Annotated in this window: 15 protein-coding genes and 2 pseudogenes; 10 read left to right on the top strand and 7 right to left on the bottom strand. The window is 58.9% G+C overall.

Annotation, left to right across the window (positions count from 1 at the left end; translation table 11 throughout):
- Positions 1-233 precede the first annotated feature (233 nt).
- From Q0601_RS05335 to Q0601_RS05320, 4 genes and pseudogenes are all read right to left on the bottom strand, one after another.
- Positions 234-362, bottom strand: coding sequence for a hypothetical protein (locus tag Q0601_RS05335; protein WP_305287896.1), 129 nt, complete (start codon positions 360-362; stop codon positions 234-236).
- Positions 363-501: 139 nt separating this feature from the next.
- Complete coding sequence (locus tag Q0601_RS05330; protein WP_305287876.1) at positions 502-3,477, bottom strand: AAA family ATPase; 2,976 nt, start codon at positions 3,475-3,477, stop codon at positions 502-504.
- A gap of 675 nt (positions 3,478-4,152) precedes the next feature.
- Positions 4,153-5,082: pseudogene (locus Q0601_RS05325) on the bottom strand (transposase); the annotation flags it as partial.
- 168 nt (positions 5,083-5,250) lie between these two features.
- Complete coding sequence (locus Q0601_RS05320; protein WP_305287874.1) at positions 5,251-5,955, bottom strand: glutathione S-transferase family protein; 705 nt, start codon at positions 5,953-5,955, stop codon at positions 5,251-5,253.
- Positions 5,956-6,063: 108 nt separating this feature from the next.
- On the opposite strand from Q0601_RS05320, the gene Q0601_RS05315 reads away from it, so the two are divergent.
- The 4 genes and pseudogenes from Q0601_RS05315 to Q0601_RS05300 form a co-directional block, all read left to right on the top strand.
- Positions 6,064-6,420, top strand: a complete 357-nt coding sequence (locus tag Q0601_RS05315; protein ID WP_305287872.1) for a winged helix-turn-helix transcriptional regulator — start codon at positions 6,064-6,066, stop codon at positions 6,418-6,420.
- Between the two features lie 201 nt (positions 6,421-6,621).
- Complete coding sequence (gene map, locus Q0601_RS05310; protein ID WP_305287870.1) at positions 6,622-7,371, top strand: type I methionyl aminopeptidase; 750 nt, start codon at positions 6,622-6,624, stop codon at positions 7,369-7,371.
- A 122-nt stretch (positions 7,372-7,493) separates the two neighbouring features.
- Positions 7,494-8,126 (top strand): tyrosine-type recombinase/integrase, encoded by a 633-nt coding sequence (locus Q0601_RS05305; protein ID WP_305287868.1) that lies wholly within the window; start codon positions 7,494-7,496, stop codon positions 8,124-8,126.
- Between the two features lie 26 nt (positions 8,127-8,152).
- Positions 8,153-8,308: pseudogene (locus Q0601_RS05300) on the top strand (IS3 family transposase); the annotation flags it as partial.
- Positions 8,309-8,527: 219 nt separating this feature from the next.
- Here the strand turns inward: Q0601_RS05300 and Q0601_RS05295 are convergent.
- Together Q0601_RS05295 and Q0601_RS05290 are read right to left on the bottom strand one after the other, a co-directional pair.
- Complete coding sequence (locus Q0601_RS05295) at positions 8,528-9,913, bottom strand: IS1182 family transposase (protein WP_119746649.1); 1,386 nt, start codon at positions 9,911-9,913, stop codon at positions 8,528-8,530.
- A 113-nt stretch (positions 9,914-10,026) separates the two neighbouring features.
- A complete protein-coding gene (locus Q0601_RS05290) occupies positions 10,027-11,529 on the bottom strand; it encodes a DUF6880 family protein (protein ID WP_305287864.1) in 1,503 nt (500 codons plus the stop codon).
- 109 nt (positions 11,530-11,638) lie between these two features.
- On the opposite strand from Q0601_RS05290, the gene Q0601_RS05285 reads away from it, so the two are divergent.
- Positions 11,639-12,013: a hypothetical protein gene (locus Q0601_RS05285; RefSeq protein WP_305287862.1), complete on the top strand. Its 375-nt coding sequence runs from the start codon at positions 11,639-11,641 to the stop codon at positions 12,011-12,013.
- A 93-nt stretch (positions 12,014-12,106) separates the two neighbouring features.
- Here Q0601_RS05285 and Q0601_RS05280 read toward each other — a convergent pair whose 3' ends face one another.
- Positions 12,107-12,337 (bottom strand): DUF6429 family protein, encoded by a 231-nt coding sequence (locus Q0601_RS05280; RefSeq protein ID WP_305287860.1) that lies wholly within the window; start codon positions 12,335-12,337, stop codon positions 12,107-12,109.
- 198 nt (positions 12,338-12,535) lie between these two features.
- Here Q0601_RS05280 and Q0601_RS05275 point away from each other — a divergent pair, with 198 nt between their 5' ends.
- The 5 genes from Q0601_RS05275 to Q0601_RS05255 all read left to right on the top strand — a co-directional run bounded on the left by Q0601_RS05275 (position 12,536) and on the right by Q0601_RS05255 (position 18,463).
- On the top strand, positions 12,536-13,498 hold the full coding sequence (locus Q0601_RS05275; RefSeq protein ID WP_305287859.1) for an ArdC family protein: 963 nt from the start codon (positions 12,536-12,538) through the stop codon (positions 13,496-13,498).
- A complete protein-coding gene (locus tag Q0601_RS05270) occupies positions 13,495-13,899 on the top strand; it encodes a DUF2958 domain-containing protein (protein ID WP_305287857.1) in 405 nt (134 codons plus the stop codon). Before Q0601_RS05275 ends, Q0601_RS05270 begins: the two co-directional genes overlap by 4 nt.
- Positions 13,900-14,021: 122 nt before the next feature.
- Positions 14,022-16,127, top strand: coding sequence for a ParB/RepB/Spo0J family partition protein (locus Q0601_RS05265; protein WP_305287855.1), 2,106 nt, complete (start codon positions 14,022-14,024; stop codon positions 16,125-16,127).
- Positions 16,128-16,409: 282 nt separating this feature from the next.
- On the top strand, positions 16,410-17,858 hold the full coding sequence (locus Q0601_RS05260; RefSeq protein ID WP_305287853.1) for an amidase: 1,449 nt from the start codon (positions 16,410-16,412) through the stop codon (positions 17,856-17,858).
- Positions 17,843-18,463, top strand: a complete 621-nt coding sequence (locus Q0601_RS05255) for a TetR/AcrR family transcriptional regulator (protein WP_305287851.1) — start codon at positions 17,843-17,845, stop codon at positions 18,461-18,463. Before Q0601_RS05260 ends, Q0601_RS05255 begins: the two co-directional genes overlap by 16 nt.
- Positions 18,464-18,560: the final 97 nt, after the last annotated feature.

Here is an 18,560-nt window from a genome sequence, read left to right as displayed (position 1 = left end):
CGTGTCGTGCCATACCGGCGCGCAATATCCGCAACCGTCACTCCGGGCATCATGCTCTCCGCCGCGATCCGCGCCCGTTCTGCCTTCGTGCGCCGCCGCCGACCACTCGGACCCTCGATCACCTCAAGCCGCGAAACTCCAACGCCCATCGAGCCGTCCAAATGGACGCCCATTTTGCCGTCTCTCTCCAAATCCAAAACCTCCGTCACCCGCATCCGCGCAAAGTGCCCGGGTCAACTCAAAAATGGCAGGAGGGGATCGGCGTCGCGCTTACAGATCAGCAGCGATCCGCGCCGCTTCAGGGCTTCGTTGTAGAATTTCCAGTTTGTCGTGCGGTAGCGGGCAGGTTCAGGCTTGCTCATGCCGAGCTTCTTAACCTACCATCTTCGCAAGATGAATCCCGCCAGAGATGACTTTTGCAACAACGCCGATGCGGTATCCGAGTGGTTGTGAATTTCAGTATGCGTTATGCTCGAAAGGAATGGTCGCAGCCTCTGCTGTTTATGATTGCCCCGTCCGTCTCTCAGACGCCGGGAATTGTTCAATTTTCCGAACCTGTTGCCGGCCATTCTTCGAGTTCGTTCGAACCTCGGCTTTAAATCTGCTGCCAACCTCAAGTTGGCCGATTTGCTCTTCGCTCAGGAGTGAAAAGTGGAAGAGAGCATCTTCTTTGCGACCAAATATAGATACGAATCCATAATATCGATCAGGTACTAAGCGTACGACTGTACAATCAACAAAGTTAACCTCCTCTGGTTTAATTTGGACGTCGTGGATCGAAGTGATTTGCGGGCCTTTGGCGGAAGGTCCAACATCGCAAAGAATGTCATCGCCGTCTCTGAGCGTATCGATCCCACTCGATGAAACGACATCCAGCCTAAGAAAACAACGTTCCCCAATTTCAGGGACGTCAACAAATCCGAAACCTCTCTGGCTGTCGAAAAAGTCAACGGTGCCGAGCACTCCGGTGTGTGTAGCAGTGACTTCGCCAGCTAAATTATTGGGATATTCTATCTGCTTACCACCACTGTTAGTGGTGACTGTTGTCGCTGTAAGAAAACCACGGATTGATTCCGTCAGCTGTCGCTGCAGTTCATAGGCCACGCCTTCTGGAGGCATGGATATTTCACGTTCATCCAGATCGAGTAGGTATTCAGCGAACAGCGTTCTGATGCTTGCGAACTTCTCAAATATAGGCTGTTTTGAATGGTGGGCAGCAGTAATCATCCTTGCAACGTCGGAATCTGCTATTTCCGTAGTTAACGCCATTTGTTCAAAGAACACTTGATTATTCATAGCCAGTCGGAGATGTATCCTGCCGGAATAATTTATGGCAAGTCTTTGTGAGTTTACCAATTCTCTGTTTGAAGGATCGAATGGTTCAACTAGGTTCGAGTTTATTAGTCGGCCCACAGCTACGTCGATCGATGCCTCGGTGCAGCCAATTCCTTGAAAATAATCCGATATGCTACCTACCGAAATGTGACGCTCCTCAACATTTCGAGCTCCGTTGAAGGTTGATTCAAGCAAGGTCAATATCCGGAGTTGAAGCAAGGGGGACTGCTTAAATTTCCGGTCCACCGAAAAAATTGGCATGATCTCACTAGCATCATCATCATTCTGGTTAAAAAAATTGTAGTCACCTTTAAGCAGTGCATTCATGAATTTTGCATGCCGATTGAATGTCGCAGTACCTGATGCGAATGCTACGATCAGATCTTCAATTTGAAAAACTGGAGACGTAATGACACGTCGGGCAAGTCGCAAAGTTCGGCGTATGTTATAGTTAGAAAGCTCGCCAAGTATCTTTGCTGCGTAAACGTCGCCGACAAATGCATCTTCAAGTACATCAGCGAAGCCATCTAGGTCCTTAATGGAAACACTGATATTGCGATCGGTTAGATAGCGCCTGCCTGTCTCGCCATGATCCGCTGTTGATACTTTATCCTTCAAGTACTCAATTCGCCTCCTGAAAACCTCCCGGGGAGGTGGGGTCGGTAGAAAAAAAGACTTTGATTGATAGATAGAGTAGATGTCCGATTTATTGAAGGACCAGGCGGACTTATCTGTAATAGGAAAAATTAAGATGCAGTGTTTGCTGTGCACTCTCAACGACTGTATGTACTGGAAAACAGCCTCTTTGGTTTCAGGGGGAAATTCATCTGTATTGTCTACAACAATCACTGGCAATTTCTTGCGATTGTGAACGATGTCTGAGAGCAATCTTTTTAGATATCCCTCTCGATCTTTCTCAACCCTCTCAGCCATGAAATCGCTGAATTTTTCTTGGAACGTGGCTTTATCTCTTGAATAGAGCTTTGCATGCACACCTTCGCTTTGGCGTTTGTAGTCAGTGAAGTATAAGCCACGAAGTTCATCCCAACTCGGATGACCATTTTCGTAAAGAGCGGTCTCAAAATACTGAATTAGCGATTCCGTGGTCCAACTAAGAGTCGGTTCAATACTCCCTGACGCTTCCAAAAAATTGAGTCTAACAGGTATGCACTTCGAGCGTGTCTCTTCTGCCAAAGTTCTCTTAAAAAACCGTTCTACAAATGTCGACTTTCCTGAGCCAGTTGGTCCGACAATAAAAACGCTCTCGCCTGCATCAAGTTCGACAGCATTACTGAGATACTTAGATAATTCCTCCTCAACACTTGTCGAGCTGGCCGCAAGGTTGCCAAGAACTCGCGCAGTCATTTTTTCAAGTGAATGATCAGCGATCCGGCTCTCTGCGGTTTCGACAAAGCAGTCAATGATTAAATTTTCGTCATCTTCTCCAGTCATACGACTAAAAAAACTGTCGAAGACTGGTTCCAAATCAAATGCCAGCCTGGACTTTTGCTGTCGCGATATCTCAGCTTGACCCATAGCAGCGATCAACGGGTTAGCGAGCAATACTCTGGCATTATGTAGCTCATCGAACATTAAATTATATGTTTTCTTCGCAAATGATACACGGGCCAATAGGTCGTAGAAGGTTGCAAATTTAGCGAGAACAGCATCTAAACTCGGAAAGACGAAAGCCTGTTTGTTTAAGTAGTTTTCGCCTGAAATGGTTGGCCTAAAGACAATCCATGCATTGCCATCAGTCAGCACCGCAACTGGTACTCCGTTTGGCTGTGCGTAGGAGGCCGCCTGCGAAACACCCTCAGATGTCTCAGACAACGCCGGGCCATTTAGCTTCAGGTTCTTCTGTACTGCCTTGTCAGCAACACGAATATCGATACGCCCAATTCTTTTGGCTTCGACTATTAGTGCATTCAATCCCGAAACCGTCACCAAATAATCTGAATAACCATTCTCATGCGCGCGCTCTGCCTCGATGTCAGCAAAACTCCACCCCAAGCACTCTGTGATTACACGGGTGATTATTTGAATTTTTGCGTCTTCTTCAGTGAGAATGTTATCTATGTTGCCCTTTACTTCGTCGCGGATCACCAAGATTTTCTCATATGCTTCGTCTACACTTGTCATAGACTGTTCCTTTACCGCAAGCGTTTCAGAAGAGTGGATAGGCCGCTCAACTGACTTAGTCGTTGAAGCACTGTTGGGCCAGTTTGGAACACCTGGTTTGCATGCACAATAGGTTTAAGAAAGCAGTTCCCACAAGTGATGTTTTTTTTGTTTGGTTGAGGAACGGCTTTCTGCGCCTTTTTTGCCCCCAACTCTCCATTTTGCAACGGTGGCGAATGTCGGTTCACCGCCCCTCCCGGCCATGACCTCTGTGTCTTGTCGCCCCCAGCATGAATGTCGCGTTTGGGCTGGCAGCCGCCAAATGCATCCGCAGCATTGGCGGCAGGTCCGACCGTCCGCAAAGGGCTCAAAGCGGACCTTCGCCGCGGATTGATGGTATGGTGGGGCGTCGGCGCAGTGCCGAAGACGTGGCGGGACCGGTGGAGCGGAGGAACCGTCATGCCTACTGCCAACCTACCAGCAATCCGCGCCTGCCGTCCCGCTTGGAACAAGGGGCGCATCGTCGGCCAGAAACGGCCGAGGCTGTGTGGAAACGGGCCGGCAGGGGCTGTCTGCTGCCGTTTTGCCCGGTTGCTCGCTTTCAGCCGCCCCCGACGCCCTTTGCGCGCGTGAGGGCTTGCTGATCCTTTCCGGACAGAGCATGACGCCTACGCTTGAGTCACGGCAGCCCCCCGATCAGGCGGCGATGGCCCGCATCAGGCCCCGAATGCCGATCAACGCGACCACCCGCTTGATGTTGTAGGCGAGGACATTCAGCGCCATTTCGGTGCGGACGTTCTTCAGCCTCCGGGTCAGGAAATGGGTGTGCCCCATCCAGGCCTTGAGGGTGCCGAACGGGTGTTCGACCGTGCAGCGGCGCAGGGTCATCGGATCCGCCTCCCCACCCAGTCTTCCGCGCATCGCATCGACCAGGTGCTCATGCTCCCACCGGGTGATCCGGCGTTCCTTGCCGGTGGTGCAGCGGTGACGAAGCGGACAACGCTGACATTCGTTGGTCCAGTAGCGGCCGATCCGCAGCCCGTCCTCCTCGCGCGTGTAGCGGTAGGTCAGCTCTTCGCCTGCCGGGCAGACATAGACATCGCGGGCCGGAACATAGGCAAAGTCAGCCTTCACATACATGCCCTTGCCGCGGTTGCCCGATGTCTCGGGGCGCGGCACGGTTGTGGTGATCCCCGCCTGATCGCAGGCCAGGATCTGGGAGCCACTGAAATATCCCTTGTCAGCGATGGCATGCAGGTCGTCGCGCCGAAGAGCCTCCTTGGCGGCTGTCGCCATCGGGCTCAGTTGGTCGCGGTCGAAGCCCTGATTGGTCACGTCATGCACCACGATCAGATGCGTCTCGGTATCGACCGCGGTCTGGACGTTGTAGCCGACCATGCCACTGTGTCGGGCACTGGTCGCCATGGCCCGGGCATCGGGATCGGTCAGGGAGATCTGCCCGTCGGGCGCCTCGGCCAGGGCCTGTTCCATTGCCTTCAGCCGCGCGATCTCCTGCCGGATACGACCATAGCGGCGGGCGAGATGGGCGACCTTGTCAGCCCTTGTCTCGCCGTGCTCCTGACGGTCGATGCGAACCATCTCGTTGACATAGCGCTCAACGTCGGCCCATTGCTGCCATTCGGAGTACTATATGTGCCGCGACACAGTTTCCCCGAAACGGTCGTTCATGTCAGTCGAAGCTATTCCGACACACGAACTTGGCCTGCACCAGAAGTTCAACGGGTAATTCGGCGCGGGTGGAACTCTCAACTATAGCACCCGCACCTGATCCTGCTATGAACCGAACCGCTCGATCAGTTTCGAAAATTCGATATGAGCAGAACATGCTCCGCTGCCCGGTCGCATCTCGCCGCTCTCCAGCGCCGTTGCGTAGATGACTGCCGGACTTGCTTCGATGCGCTTCCGCAATGCGGCGAGCTTTGGCCAGCGTTCCTTGTCGGCCACTTCGTGGAAATCCAGCCATCGCGCAACGCCAATCAGTATACCATCGGCAAGGGTGGGATAGTCGGCAATCAGGAACTTTGTATCGCCGATCATCTCCTCGAATCTGTCATGCCGCTCGATCACGCCCTCGCGACCCCACGCTCTCAAGGCCGACTGCATCGCCGGATTGGGTGGCTCCATCTCCATGGCAGCCCATAGGGGGGCGAACATGCCAGTAAACCCGGTATTGATGAACGCCATGACCTGATGCATGCGATCAGCCTCCCGTGACAGCGGATCGAAGCTGATCCGCCGTTCCGTGTCCCGTGCTTCAAGCCAGGCTGCAATCGCCATGGTCTCGGTCAGCACCTCGCTCTTATCGGTGATCAAAACGGGCGTTTCGACGCGCGGATTGAGCCTTTCATAGGCTGGTTCACGCATCTCGCCGAGCATATCGACGCGACAAAGCCTGTAGGGTCGTCCCAGCCATTCGAACGCAGCGACAAGCCCCATGGAGCTCCCCGAGGGAAATCCGTACAATAGAGTAGGTTCCATGCTATCATTCTCCGTGATTTCTGATGATCACGCTGCGCAGCGTGGGAGGAATTTAGCGGGGCCCCGCCCGAAGTAAATTACGCACCTTTTTGTAACCATGAGCGAAGAATGAAAAACCTTGTCTCCCGTTGTCCCATTGAAGAGGTCATGCAGGTTCTCAGCGGTCGCTGGCCGACGCTGCTGATTTATTACCTGCAGGATGGCACGAAGCGTTTCAGCGATCTTCGCCGGGACAATCCGACAATCTCTCACAAGATGTTGACACTGGAACTGCGCAAGCTGGAGGATGCGGGTATCGTCCAACGAACCGAATTTTCCGGTTATCCACTTCGTGTCGAGTACGATCTAACCCCTGCCGGAGAAAGGCTTGTTCCTCTCATCGATGCATTGGGGGAATGGTGGGAAGCAACTGATAACCTTGATCGACAGCAGGTCATTTCGGCCGCAGTTTCTACACTGAAATAGCTCGATAGTCGTTCTCCAATCAATTGGGAAGCCCGGCCTAGTCCGGCCGTTCGAAGCGACCGCCGGTGCGGCACCGCAGCGTCACCGAAGCGGCCATTCATCCCCGCCGCAGCATTTCCAACGACCCGAGGTCGACAGCGCGGACATTTCGGCCACTCGAAGCTATTATGTCAAAGTACCTTCTCCAAAAGAGCACTCTCCATGACCATTACCAAAGAAGATGAACTTGATGGCATGAAGGCTATTGGCCGGATTGTAGCGAATACTCTTAAGGTTATGTCGAACGCGCTTGAACCGGGGATGACAACTCGCGATTTGGATGAGATCGGGCGTGAGGTGCTTGAGCGCGAAGGCGCCATGTCCGCACCGAAGACGACCTACAACTTTCCCGGCACGACCTGCATCAGCGTGAACGAAGAGATTGCCCATGGCATCCCCGGCGGGCGAGTGATTGCGCGGGGCGATCTGGTCAACATCGATGTGTCTGCGTCTAAGGCAGGATTTTTTGCTGACACCGGCGCAACCCTTCGGGTTCCTCCGGTGCGTGCGTCTTTCGACCGGCTGTGCCGGGACGGCAGGCAGGCCATGCAGATCGGCATTGCACAGGTGGGACACGACAAACCGCTCGCAGGAATCGGGCGGGCCATCGGGCGTTTCGCATCTTCGCGCGGCTACACCCTGATCCAGAACCTTGCCAGTCATGGGGTGGGCCGGTCGCTGCATGAATATCCTGAAGAAATAGCCACTTGGCCGACACGTGGTGATAAGCGCCGGATGCATCATGGCATGGTACTGACGGTCGAGCCGTTTCTCTCGAACGGCGGCTTGATGGCAACCGATGGCGATGATGACTGGACACTATACAGTCACCCCAAAGCCTTTGCGGTGCAATACGAGCACACGGTTGTGGCAACCCATCACGCGCCGATCATCATCACCTTGCCGAGCTGACCACCGATTGGATGAGTGACCGCAATGGGCTCAAAGCGGACCTTCGCCGCGGATTGATGGTATGGTGGGGCGTCGGCGCAGTGCCGAAGACGTGGCGGGACCGGTGGAGCGGATGAACCGTTATGCCTACTGCCAACCTACCAGCAATCCGCGCCTGCCGTCCCGCTTGGAACAAGGGGCGCATCGTCGGCCAGAAACGTCCGCTGCAGCCGAAGCATGTCTGGGCGATCCGGGTCCGCCTCGAGATCGCGGGGCGGACTCGCGAGCTGGCGCTCTTCAACCTCGCCATCGACAGCAAATTGCGTGGCTGCGACTTGGTGCGCCTCAAGGTCGCCGACGTCTATGCGGCGGGCCAGGTAAAGCACCGCGCCTCGATCGTTCAAAGCAAGACACGGCGGCCGGTCAGCTTCGAGATCACCGAAGGGACCCGGAAAGCAATCGGAGCATGGCTTGAAGCGCCGCTGATGGTCGGATCAGAACATCTCTGGCCCGGACGGTTCCATGAGCGGCGGCACATCTCGACACGCCAGTATGCTCGCCTCGTCCGAGACTGGGTAACATCCATCGGCCTTGAGCCGAGCGCGTATGGCACCCATTCCATGCGGCGCACGAAAGTCGCGCAAATATACCGAAAGACCGGCAATCTGCGGGCAGTGCAACTCCTCCTCGGGCACACGAAGATGGACAGCACGGTGCGTTACCTGGGCGTGGAGTTGGAAGATGCGCTCGCGATTGCAGAGGCGGTGGAAATCTGAACCGGGCGGGCCGGCTCTCGCGGCCGGCCCTGGGCTACCAGACCCCGGCTGACTACGCACGGGCCCTGACCACCGCAATCGCCCGCCCCGCTGCGCGAGATGAAAGCTCCGCGCGTCGGGCGATTGCTCAACCTGCGCCAATCGGCATAAACACTAACCGGGCTCCGGTCGCGGCTGGATGAAAGTTCAGTGGCAGGTCAGGCGAAAGCCCGCATTCCGCCCGCTATCTAGCTCCACGCCGGGTCCGGCGGCGTGAGCTTGGCTAAATGTCCGCTTCTATGTCCCGGCAAGGAAGTGTTCGCGCATGCAGCGAAAGCCCGCTTTCCGCCGATTTTGTTGAAAAACTAACGTTTGCGAGCGCAGAAATAGCTGTTCGGAATTCAGCGCGAGCACCTTTCTTGTCAGGCTTTTCGCGTTTGCTGCGGTGCGGGAAATATCTTGGCCAGTTTTCGGAGGTTTTGGGCGGTTGCGGCGAGTAGGAATTCATCATTTGCACCGGATGGGCCACGTAATCGAAGCCGACCGAGGCCGAGAATACGTTTGAGGTGGGCGAAGAGCATCTCGATCTTCTTCCTGAGCTTCATCGCAATCGCGTATTCATCAGTTTTGGCCAAATCCCTGGCAACTTGGCGGGCATCTTCGTGTTCCTCGCGGGTGATCGATCTGGCCTCGGCGTTCGGGCAGCATTTCTGTTTCGACGGGCATACCTGACAGGTCAGCTTCAGCGCACGATACTTCGCGGTGCCCCTGCCCGTCGGGCCCCGGTTCGGATCGGAATAATTCCGGCGGAACTGCTTGAGCGCATGACCCTCGGGGCAGATGTATTGATCGTTCTGCGCATCCCAGTCGAAATCTGTGCGTGTCCAGGTGCCATCGGGGCGTCCGGCCTTGTCGATTACCGGGATGTAAGGATCGATCTTGCGATCCACGAGCCAGCCGAGCATTGGGCCTGAGCCATACGCAGTGTCGGCGATCATCCAGTCAGGGACCAGACCGAACTTGTCTTTCACCCGCGTCAGCATCGTTTTTATCGATCCAACCTCGGCTTGCCGGATGGAGCGGGTGGGTTCCACATCCAAGATGACACCGTGATCCGTGTCGATGAGATAATTGTCGGAATAGCTGAAGAACGCCGGACCTTTACGAGCTGCGGTCCACTGGCTGGCCGGGTCGGAATGCGACGTGAACTTGGGCTGAACCTCGCTGGCCGCGCCGAAGGCGGCCTCGTCCAGGGTGTCGAGATACTCGCGCACGGCGCGGGGCGCATCCGCTGGGTCGATACTCGCCGCGTCCCAATCTTCCTTCGGCGTCGAGTTCTGTTTGTTAGCGTCCGCCTCAATCAGGCTGGCATCGATTGCCATGCGCTGGCCACTGACCAAGCCTTCTGCAATGCACCGGGCCACAGTCGTCTCGAACAGATAACGGAGCAGTTCGCTCTCCCTAAACCGACCATGCCGGTTCTTGGAAAACGTCGAATGATCCGGGACACGATCGCTCAGATCAAGGCGACAAAACCAGCGATACGCGAGGTTCAGATGGACCTCTTCGCAGAGCCGCCGTTCCGACCGGATGCCGAAGCAATATCCGACCAACAGCATCCGGATCAGCAGCTCAGGATCAACCGACGGACGGCCCGTGTGGCTATAGAAATCCGCCAGGTGGGCGCGGATGCTACTCAGATCGACAAACCGATCAATCGAGCGCAGAAAGTGGTCTTGTGGAACGTGATCTTCCAGCGAGAACTCGTAAAACAACGCAGCTTGCGCTTGCTGCTTGGGTCCCAACATTACCAACACTCCCCTAAATTACAGGAATTGAATCAGCAGTTCAGACCTCAATCAAGGAAAAGTTTTTCAACAAAATACGCCCGACCTGCACGACACCAACCGCGCCTCAGTACCTACTCCACCACCCAATTCGGCCGGCGGCCGCGAAGCGACATTCCGGGTTCAGCGTCGTCCGTCATCGCATCCGGGTCCACCTGCCGCCAGAAGCCGCTCTTTCTGGCATGGCTCTTGCGCAGCGCTGCAGCGTAATCGGCATGATCCGGCATGGTATCGAGCCGATCAGACGCGATATCCGCGACCTTTGCAAGCATATCGAGCTGGCGGAGATATTTCACGCCATGCGGATAGGCCTTGGATTTGGCTCGCGCCAGGATGCTGTCCAGCAGGGCGCGATAGAGGATTGTCGCCGCCAGCGGGTATTCATGCTCGAGTGCCGCGGCCGCCTGTGGCAGGATATGGTAATCGCGGCCATCCCACTGGTCATGATGATCCGTGATCAATCGCGCTGCCAGATCGAGCCGCGGCCAGCCCAGCAGGAACCGCAAGGCCGCCTGCTTGCAGGGATGCTCAAGCGCCACCGCGAAGGCCCTGTCCAGTTCCTCGATATCCGCAAAATCCGGCAGGGCCTTCAGATGCTCCCGTAGGATATCGGCCGACAGCGTCTGGCTGAAGCATGTCCAGCGTAGTGCCTGGGCAGCATCCTTCTCTCCAAGGACCTCCAGAATACGCGCCTCGAGACTGACCCGATCGGGTGAGAGGTCCGCGTCATCATCACCGGAGGATGCGACCCATGCCCGCCGGCCAGGTTTGCGCACCCAGTCCAATGCCTCAGTGGCACGCCCGGCATCCAGCAGCGCCTCTGCCAACCCGAGATTGTCCTGCATATGCACGGGCTTCCGGCTCTCCAGCGCGATCAGCAGATCGAGATCACCGCACTGCCGGGCAATCATTTTGCGGATGTCGCGCCATTGCGAGGTCATGGAATAATGCCAGCCCGATGAGGACCGGCTGGCCTCCTTCTCCTCGCGCTGCTCGATCGCCCCGACCAGGTCGCGATCCCATTGCGCCAGCACGTCTTCGGGGAGATGCGGAATGACTGCCTCGGCCAGATCCCTGAGATAGCCATGGCTGGTTTCACCGAGCGCGGCCATGATCCGATCGGGGAGTTGCGCCGCCTCTGCAGGACCGAGTTGCTCAGCAAGCGCGCCCATCTCGGTGATGGCCTGGTAATAGACATCCTGCACATATCCCGAGGAATCATCCACCCGATCGAAGACCCGCTCATGCGTCGCCACGAACCGCAGCAGGCGATCCATCGCCAGTTGCGCGGAAGCCTGGGCCAATTCCGAGCCGATCGTGTCGACCAGGCTTTGCAGATCGTCGCGAAAGGCACGGGTCCGCTCCCATTCAATGAAGCTGCGTGCCCTGTCCAGCCCCGCCAAGCGTCGATCGATCAGCTTCGCGATCGCCTCGGGACCGGATTTCGCGGCCAGGGCCGCGGAGACCTGCCGCTTGAACCCGGCATCCCGCTCGGCCTCGTCCAGGACCAGCCGCGCCAGTTTCTCCGGGCCGAGTTCGATCAGGTTGTCAATGCTCAGGGCGGGTCTGCGGGCCATGTCTCATCTCCTTGCGGGTCCAGTTTCTGCCCTGAGGGCGGTGCCGATGCAATGCGCCGGGCCACAAAACCATTTGGTCCCTGCAGGTGCTGCGGGATAGGCTCCTTCCATGACAGAATCCGACGAAGACCAAATTGTCGCGAACCTGGCCAAGGCCATGGCGATGATCTGCGTGCGCAATACCAAACTCGAGGATCTGCATGCCGGCCCGGTTCCGGTGAGCCGGACCGGCGATTATTCGGATGTTGTTGTCCTGGATGGCGCGGGCAACCGCATCCCATGGACGCAAGTCTCCCTGCTCGATGATGACGAGATGCGCGATCTCATGCGGCAGGTAGTCAACCGTCTCTACACGTTTCACCTGCGGCTCGACGATCCGGATTTCCAGCATGTGATTACCCGATGGCTGAGCGCCGCAAGACGATGGGATGAGCCGGAACCGGATCCCGGCCTGATGGGCAAAGGCGATATTCACCACCAGTGATCCTGTCACCGGCATCGCGACGGATCTCTCCCAGGTTCGTTTCCGGATAACGACGTGACACGGTGCTTCGGCCGAGTTGCCCGAGGGAATGGCCTATTCCGGTCGGCAGAACATCTGGTGGAAAAGCTTTTCGGATTGCGCGATACCCTCTTGTGTCAGCCAGACGGATTTGGCCTTGTTGACGGGATCGCCGATGAAGCCTTTCTCGTGCAGCCGGTTCATCGCGTCCCAGTCAAACCCCTTCCAGGCGCGCCCGTCCCGATCCAGCGTCAGGTAGAGCAGCGCGAGTACCGCTTCATCGATCCTGTCCCCGTCGATCTCCATGGCGCGATATTCTCCTGTTCCCGACCGTCCTTTTGTCTCACGCCATACTATCCCATTTGCCGCATCATCGCGATCCAACGGATCCCGGCACGGAAAATCCGCAACACGCCCTGAGAGTTTGAGCGTGGACGGGGTTTTCTGTGACGGGTTGGTTGCCGGAGAGAGAGGCTCCCGGCGCCCGTCGCGGAGATCATCCCGATGCCGAAGCAATACCGCGCCGCCCGCGAGGACGGCCCTCGCAGAAATCTCTATGACGACATCACCAACAGGATCATCGCCGAGCTGGAACAGGGACGGCTGCCCTGGGTCCAGCCCTGGGGCACATCGGCGGCGAAGGCGCCGCTTGCCATGCCAAAGAACGCCGCGACCTCCCGACAGTATTCAGGGATCAATGTGCTGATCCTCTGGGGTGCCGTGGTCCAGCATGGCTATCCCACCCAGCACTGGCTGACCTATCGCCAGGCGCAGGCGCTCGGCGGCAATGTGCGCAAGGGCGAGTGCGGCACGACCGTCATCTATGCAGATCGGTTCACGCCGGAAGAGCAAAGAGGCCGTGCCCGCGAGGCCGGCGAGCAACCCGGCAGCATCCCGTTCCTGAAGCGCTTCACCGTGTTCAATGCGGCGCAATGCGACGATCTGCCCGAGGATATCGCGGTCGCGGCGCCCCCACCGCCGCCCGGCATGATCGAACCCCGGGTCGAAGCACTGATCAAGGCGACCGGCATCGATTTCCGCATCGGCGGCGATCGCGCCTATTACGTGCCGGCGCATGATTATGTGCAGGTGCCGCCGCCACAGGCCTATTTCGAGCCGATCAACTGGCACCGGACGGCCTTGCACGAGATCGGTCACGCCAGTGGCCATCACAGCCGCCTCAATCGCGATCTCACCGGCTCCTTCGGCTCGAAGACATACGCCTTCGAGGAACTGGTGGCGGAATTGAACGCGGCTTTCTGCTGTGCAACGCTCGGGATCGTGCCGACCGTGCGCCATACCGATTACATCGGAGCCTGGCTCGAGGTCATGCACGCGGATTCCCGCGCCATCGTGCGCGCCGCCAGCCAGGCCAGCAAGGCGGCCGATTGGCTGCTCGGACATTTGCCGAGGGGAGATGATGAGAAGGCAAGCGGTGCTTCCGGCGACGGGAGGGTCGCGGCATGATCCTCCTGACCGAACCCCAGCGTGCACAGCTTCTGGCCAATGGTTGCCAGCCGGATGTCGATCACATCCCGGTGGTCAAATTCTTCAACCCGTTGGGCGAAGGCGTCTGGCTGGCGACAGAACTGGCCACGGATGGCGATACCATGTTCGGATTGGCGGATATCGGTTATCCGGAGTTGGGCTCGTGGAGCATTGCCGAGCTTGCCGCGATCCGGCTGCCTTTCGGCATGAGGATCGAGCGGGATCTGCTCTTCACCGGGGATGTCCCGATCTCGGCCTGGGCCGATGCGGCACGGCGGGCGGGCAGCATCCGTGACGCGGAACGGATTCTTTACAGGCGAACGGGCGGTAATGCAATGCTCGGCCAAAAGCCTCCCGGGACTGGCGACCGGGGTGCCTGATCCCGACTGTCCGGTTTTGCGATCCAGCGCCGCTCTCTCAGAGGCAGAGGGCGGTGCCTTGCTTCGTGGCGGTTTTCCAGTCGGGAGAGAGGCTTCCGGCACCCGCCATGGAGACGAAGCAGATGACCAATACCACCCAAAAAATCACCCTGTCACCCGCGCGCGACATCCCTTTCAACAAGCTGGTGCTCAGCCAGTCCAATGTCCGGCGGGTCAAGGCCGGGATCTCGGTCGAGGAACTGGCCGAATCCATTGTTCGGCGCGGGTTGATCCAGTCCCTCCATGTCCGGCCGGAACTCGATGAAAGCGGCAAGGAGACCGGCATGTTCGAAGTGCCCGCAGGCGGTCGCCGCTACCGGGCGCTGGAATTGCTGGTCCGGCAGAAACGGTTGAACAAAACTGCGCCGGTGCCCTGCGTGGTCTCGGAGGCCGATGCCGATGTGCTGATCGACGAGCTGTCGCTGGCCGAGAATATCGAGCGCGCGCCGCTGCATCCGCTCGACCAGTTCCGCGCCTTCCAGGTCTTGCGCGAGAAGGGCATGAGCGAGGAAGAGATCGCTGCCGCCTTCTTCGTTGACGTCAAGGTGGTGAAACAACGCCTGCGCCTGGTCGCGGTCTCGCCGGTGCTGCTCGAGATCTATGCCGAAGACGGCATGACGCTGGAACAGCTGATGGCCTTCACCGTCTCAGAGGATCATGCCCGGCAGGAAGAGGTCTGGGACGCGATCAGGGATGGCTGGCAGACGGAACCCTACCACATCCGCCGCCTGCTGACCGAGACGGCGGTGCGGGCCAGCGATAAACGGGTGCTGTTCGTCGGCATCGACGCCTATGAGGCGGCGGGCGGTTACGTGCTGCGTGACCTGTTCCAGCAGGATGATGGTGGCTGGTTGCAGGATCCCGTTCTGCTCGACCGGCTGGTAGGCGAGAAACTGACATCCGAGGCTGAAGCCATCGCCGCCGAGGGTTGGAAATGGATCGAGACTGCGGCCGGTTTTCCCTATGGGCATGATCGCGGGCTGCGCCAACTGCTCGGCACCACCGTCGATCTGACAGACGAGGAACGCAGCACCCATGAGGCGCTGCGCGACGAATATGACGATCTCGAGGCCGAATATGCCAAGACCGACGAATTGCCCGATGAGATCGATCACCGCCTTGGCGAGATCGAGCAGGCACTGGAGGAGTTCGACAACCGCCCGATGGTCTTTGAACCGGAACAGATGGGCTGCGCCGGTGTCTTCGTCAGCATCGATATCGAGGGCGGGCTTCTGGTCCAGCGCGGTTACGTCCGTCCCGAGGATGAGATAGCGGCACATCCCGATGGTGAAGATGCCGATGGTGCGGATTCCGGCGGCACCATCGCCATGGGTGGCGAGCCTGCGCGATCCGGGGAAGATAATGACGACGCGGAGACCATCAAACCGCTGCCCGAGCGGCTGATCACCGAACTGACCGCCTATCGCACGCTCGCCCTGCGGGATGCCGTGGCCAGCAATCCGCATATCGCCATGACCGCGCTTCTGCACAAGTTGGTTCAGGATTGCTTCGGCATGCATGTGTCCGGCTGCGCCCTGGAAGCGCGGGTGCGCGAGGTGCATCTGGCCGTCCAACCCCCCGATCTCGGCGACAGCTCCCCGGCGAAAAGCATCGATGATCGCCATGAGGCCTGGAAAACCGATATCCCGCTCGAAGACGAAGGTGACCGGCTCTGGACCTGGCTTGATGGGCTCGACGAGGCCAGCCGCCAGGCATTGCTTGCCCATTGCGTCAGCTTCGGTATCACCGCGCTCTACGAGCGGCCGAACCCCTATAGCGGCATGGGCGTCAGCCAGCACGGGCTGGAGCGCCGCGTGCGCGAGGCGGACCGGCTGACGCGCCTGACCGAACTCGACCTGGTCGAGGCGGGCTGGCGGCCAACGGTCGAGAACTATCTCGGCCGGGTCACCAAATCCCGCATCCTCGAGGCCGTGCGCGAGGGCGCGGGTGATGCCGCCGTCGATCTGATCGAGCATCTGAAAAAGGGCGAGATGGCGAAGGAGGCGGAACGCCTGCTCGCCGAGACCGGCTGGCTGCCGGAACCGCTGCGGAGGGAGGAACCCGACGATGCGGCGACAGATGGCAATGCGCAGGATGAGAACGATGTTGCCCTTCCGGCATTTCTTGCCAGTGAGGGTGGCGCCGGTGGCGACGCTGATCACGATCCGGCAATGGTTGCTGCCGAATGACATCCCGCTCCGCAGGGCGATCGAGGTCGCCCTGCCTCTGTCATCCACCCTGCGATCCGCACCAGCCGAAGAATGTTGGTCAAACTCTGACATGTGTTGGAAGCAGTCATACGCCGGACACTGGAGATCAGAGGCTGATGTTTTCTCCACCGGCCAGGTCACGGAATATGCCTCAATCTATCAGAGCAAAACCCAAATGGCTGCTATCAGCCCGCCGGGCGGATCGACAACAGGTACCGTTTGCACTAAAAGAGAATCAATAATTCTCTTATGGAGGCAGCTATGAACGTCGAGCAAACCGACATCACCGAGCTACCGTTGGTTGATCTGGACGCGACGGCGCAGGCCGAGATGGTCAGGTCCGGTGCGGTCACGCCGATGGAATTGTTGCAGGCCGCAATTGGGCGGTGCGAGGCGCTCAACCCGGCGCTGAATGCCCTGGCCTCGTTGGATGCCGATATCGCCCGACAACGCATCGAGCAGTTGGCGCCGGATGGGGTCTTTCATGGCGTTCCGACCCTGCTGAAGGATCTGCTGGCCTATCCCGGCTTGCCCATCGGGCTGGGCTCACGGTTGATGGCGGGACATGTCGCGCCGCAAGGCTCGGCTTATACCGAGGCACTCGATGCCGCCGGATTGGTTATGCTGGGCAAGACCACAACCTCGGAATTCGGACTTCTGGGCACGACCGAACCACTGGCCACGGGCGCCACACGCAATCCCTGGGATGTAACTCGCTCGACAGGCGGTTCGTCCGGCGGGGCAGCGGCGGCAGTGGCCTCGGGCATGGTGCCGGTGGCTCATGCCTCGGATGGCGGGGGCTCGATCCGGGGACCGGCGGCGCTTTGCGGGGTCTTCGGCTTCAAGCCGGGGCGCGGGCGGACGAGATCTACCGGTATCCCGCCCGAGGCACCGTTGGCAGGTATCCTCAGCGATCACTGCCTCAGCCGCACGGTTCGTGACAGTGCCAACTGGCTGCGTGCGACCGAGGCGGAGGGGTTGTCTGATCCGCTGCCCGAAACCGCCGCGCTGGAGAGCGATCCACCCGCCGGGCTGCGGATCGGCTGGTTTGCGCGGGATTGTTTCGGCGAGTCGCCCGAACCGGAGGTGCTGGAAGGGTTGGAACGGACCGTCGCGTTGTGCCGGTCGCTTTGTCACCACCTCGTTCCCGTCGAGGGGCCGCGCCTGGACCGCGCGGTTGCGGGCCAGGCGATGTTCGATCTGATGGCGGTGACCGCGGCCGGGATGATCGACATGCTCGCGTCAGGGTGCGAAGACGCTGACGACTTGCCGGAACCCTATACCCGCTGGCTTGCCGATCACGGGCGCGGACTGCCCCCGTCGCGCATTGGCGCGGCGATGCAGGAGATCACAGTATCCGGTGCGGTACTGACAGGTTGTCTGGAGGGGGTGGATTTGCTGCTGTCGCCGACCATCCCCTTCACCGCCTTTCCGCTTGGTGAGTTCACACCCGGCACCGCCAACGCGGTGTTACGCGCCCATTTCGAGCGCAGCGCGGCTTATACCGCCCCCGCCTCGCTGGCCGGCTGTCCGGCGATGTCGGTACCTCTCCATGTCGGCGCGTCCGGCCTGCCGGTCGACAGCCACTTCACCGCCCCGGTGGGCAGTGACGCGCTGCTTTTCCGCCTTGCCTTCCAACTTGAACGGGCTGCGCCGTGGTTGCCGCGCCTGCAGGCACTGTCGCGGAGGCTGGCATGGCGCAGGTCCTGAAGGAAGAATTGCGGGCACGAATTCTTCAGGCGGCGGGGGCGGAGTTCGCCACCCGTGGTTTCAAAGCCGCTCGCCTCACCGATATCGCCCGGCAGGCAGGCACGACGGCCAGCAATCTCTACAAATACGCGCATGACAAGGAAGCCCTGTTCCTTCAGACCGTCCCGCCGGACCTAGCCGCTCGCCACATTGACCTGCTGCGTGCCCGCCTGGCGGGCTTCGAGCAGGATCAGGCCTGGACCTTGCAGACCGCCGATGGTTCGGAGGCGGCAAATGCCCTACTGATGTTCTGGACCGGTCATCGCCATGCGGTGGCGATCCTGATGAGCAATGCCTATGGCACCCGCTACGAGGCCATGCGCGAAGGGATGATTGAGGAAATGATGGCCCGCGCTCTGCAGCGTTTTGCTCAGCGAAATGATTCGGCGCTGGCGTTGGTGCTACGTCAGATCTTCTCGGGCACGCTCGACACGATCTCCGCCATCCTGCGGCAGTATGAGCAGCCGGAGGACATCCGCGAGGCGATCCGCCATTTCTGGCGCTTCCAGCTTGCTGGGCTGCAGGCCCTACTGACCGAAGAAGGCTGGAAGACGGGCCAGCGATGATGCACCACCCTCGTCCGACTTTTTGCTGGTGAGTAAGCAGCGAGAGCAGAAGCAGTTCGCTTGTCAAAGCGGACAGTGCGGACGTTGCTGCATCATC

The organism is Paracoccus wurundjeri, assembly GCF_030678915.1.
GTDB classification, from domain to species: Bacteria; Pseudomonadota; Alphaproteobacteria; order Rhodobacterales; family Rhodobacteraceae; genus Paracoccus; species Paracoccus onubensis_A.
This window is presented reverse-complemented; position numbering and strand designations above follow the sequence as displayed.

What these genes read in the sequence shown, in the direction of transcription:
- Q0601_RS05255 (WP_305287851.1), top strand. Translation starts at nt 17,843, where the DNA reads ATGGCGCAGGTCCTGAAGGAAGAATTGCGGGCACGAATTCTTCAGGCG.
- Q0601_RS05295 (WP_119746649.1), bottom strand. Translation starts at nt 9,913, where the DNA reads ATGTTGGGACCCAAGCAGCAAGCGCAAGCTGCGTTGTTTTACGAGTTC.
- Q0601_RS05315 (WP_305287872.1), top strand. Translation starts at nt 6,064, where the DNA reads ATGAAAAACCTTGTCTCCCGTTGTCCCATTGAAGAGGTCATGCAGGTT.
- Q0601_RS05330 (WP_305287876.1), bottom strand. Translation starts at nt 3,477, where the DNA reads ATGACAAGTGTAGACGAAGCATATGAGAAAATCTTGGTGATCCGCGAC.
- Q0601_RS05265 (WP_305287855.1), top strand. Translation starts at nt 14,022, where the DNA reads ATGACCAATACCACCCAAAAAATCACCCTGTCACCCGCGCGCGACATC.
- Q0601_RS05260 (WP_305287853.1), top strand. Translation starts at nt 16,410, where the DNA reads ATGAACGTCGAGCAAACCGACATCACCGAGCTACCGTTGGTTGATCTG.
- Q0601_RS05275 (WP_305287859.1), top strand. Translation starts at nt 12,536, where the DNA reads ATGCCGAAGCAATACCGCGCCGCCCGCGAGGACGGCCCTCGCAGAAAT.
- Q0601_RS05320 (WP_305287874.1), bottom strand. Translation starts at nt 5,955, where the DNA reads ATGGAACCTACTCTATTGTACGGATTTCCCTCGGGGAGCTCCATGGGG.
- Q0601_RS05290 (WP_305287864.1), bottom strand. Translation starts at nt 11,529, where the DNA reads ATGGCCCGCAGACCCGCCCTGAGCATTGACAACCTGATCGAACTCGGC.
- map (WP_305287870.1), top strand. Translation starts at nt 6,622, where the DNA reads ATGACCATTACCAAAGAAGATGAACTTGATGGCATGAAGGCTATTGGC.
- Q0601_RS05280 (WP_305287860.1), bottom strand. Translation starts at nt 12,337, where the DNA reads ATGGAGATCGACGGGGACAGGATCGATGAAGCGGTACTCGCGCTGCTC.
- Q0601_RS05270 (WP_305287857.1), top strand. Translation starts at nt 13,495, where the DNA reads ATGATCCTCCTGACCGAACCCCAGCGTGCACAGCTTCTGGCCAATGGT.
- Q0601_RS05335 (WP_305287896.1), bottom strand. Translation starts at nt 362, where the DNA reads ATGAGCAAGCCTGAACCTGCCCGCTACCGCACGACAAACTGGAAATTC.
- Q0601_RS05285 (WP_305287862.1), top strand. Translation starts at nt 11,639, where the DNA reads ATGACAGAATCCGACGAAGACCAAATTGTCGCGAACCTGGCCAAGGCC.
- Q0601_RS05305 (WP_305287868.1), top strand. Translation starts at nt 7,494, where the DNA reads ATGCCTACTGCCAACCTACCAGCAATCCGCGCCTGCCGTCCCGCTTGG.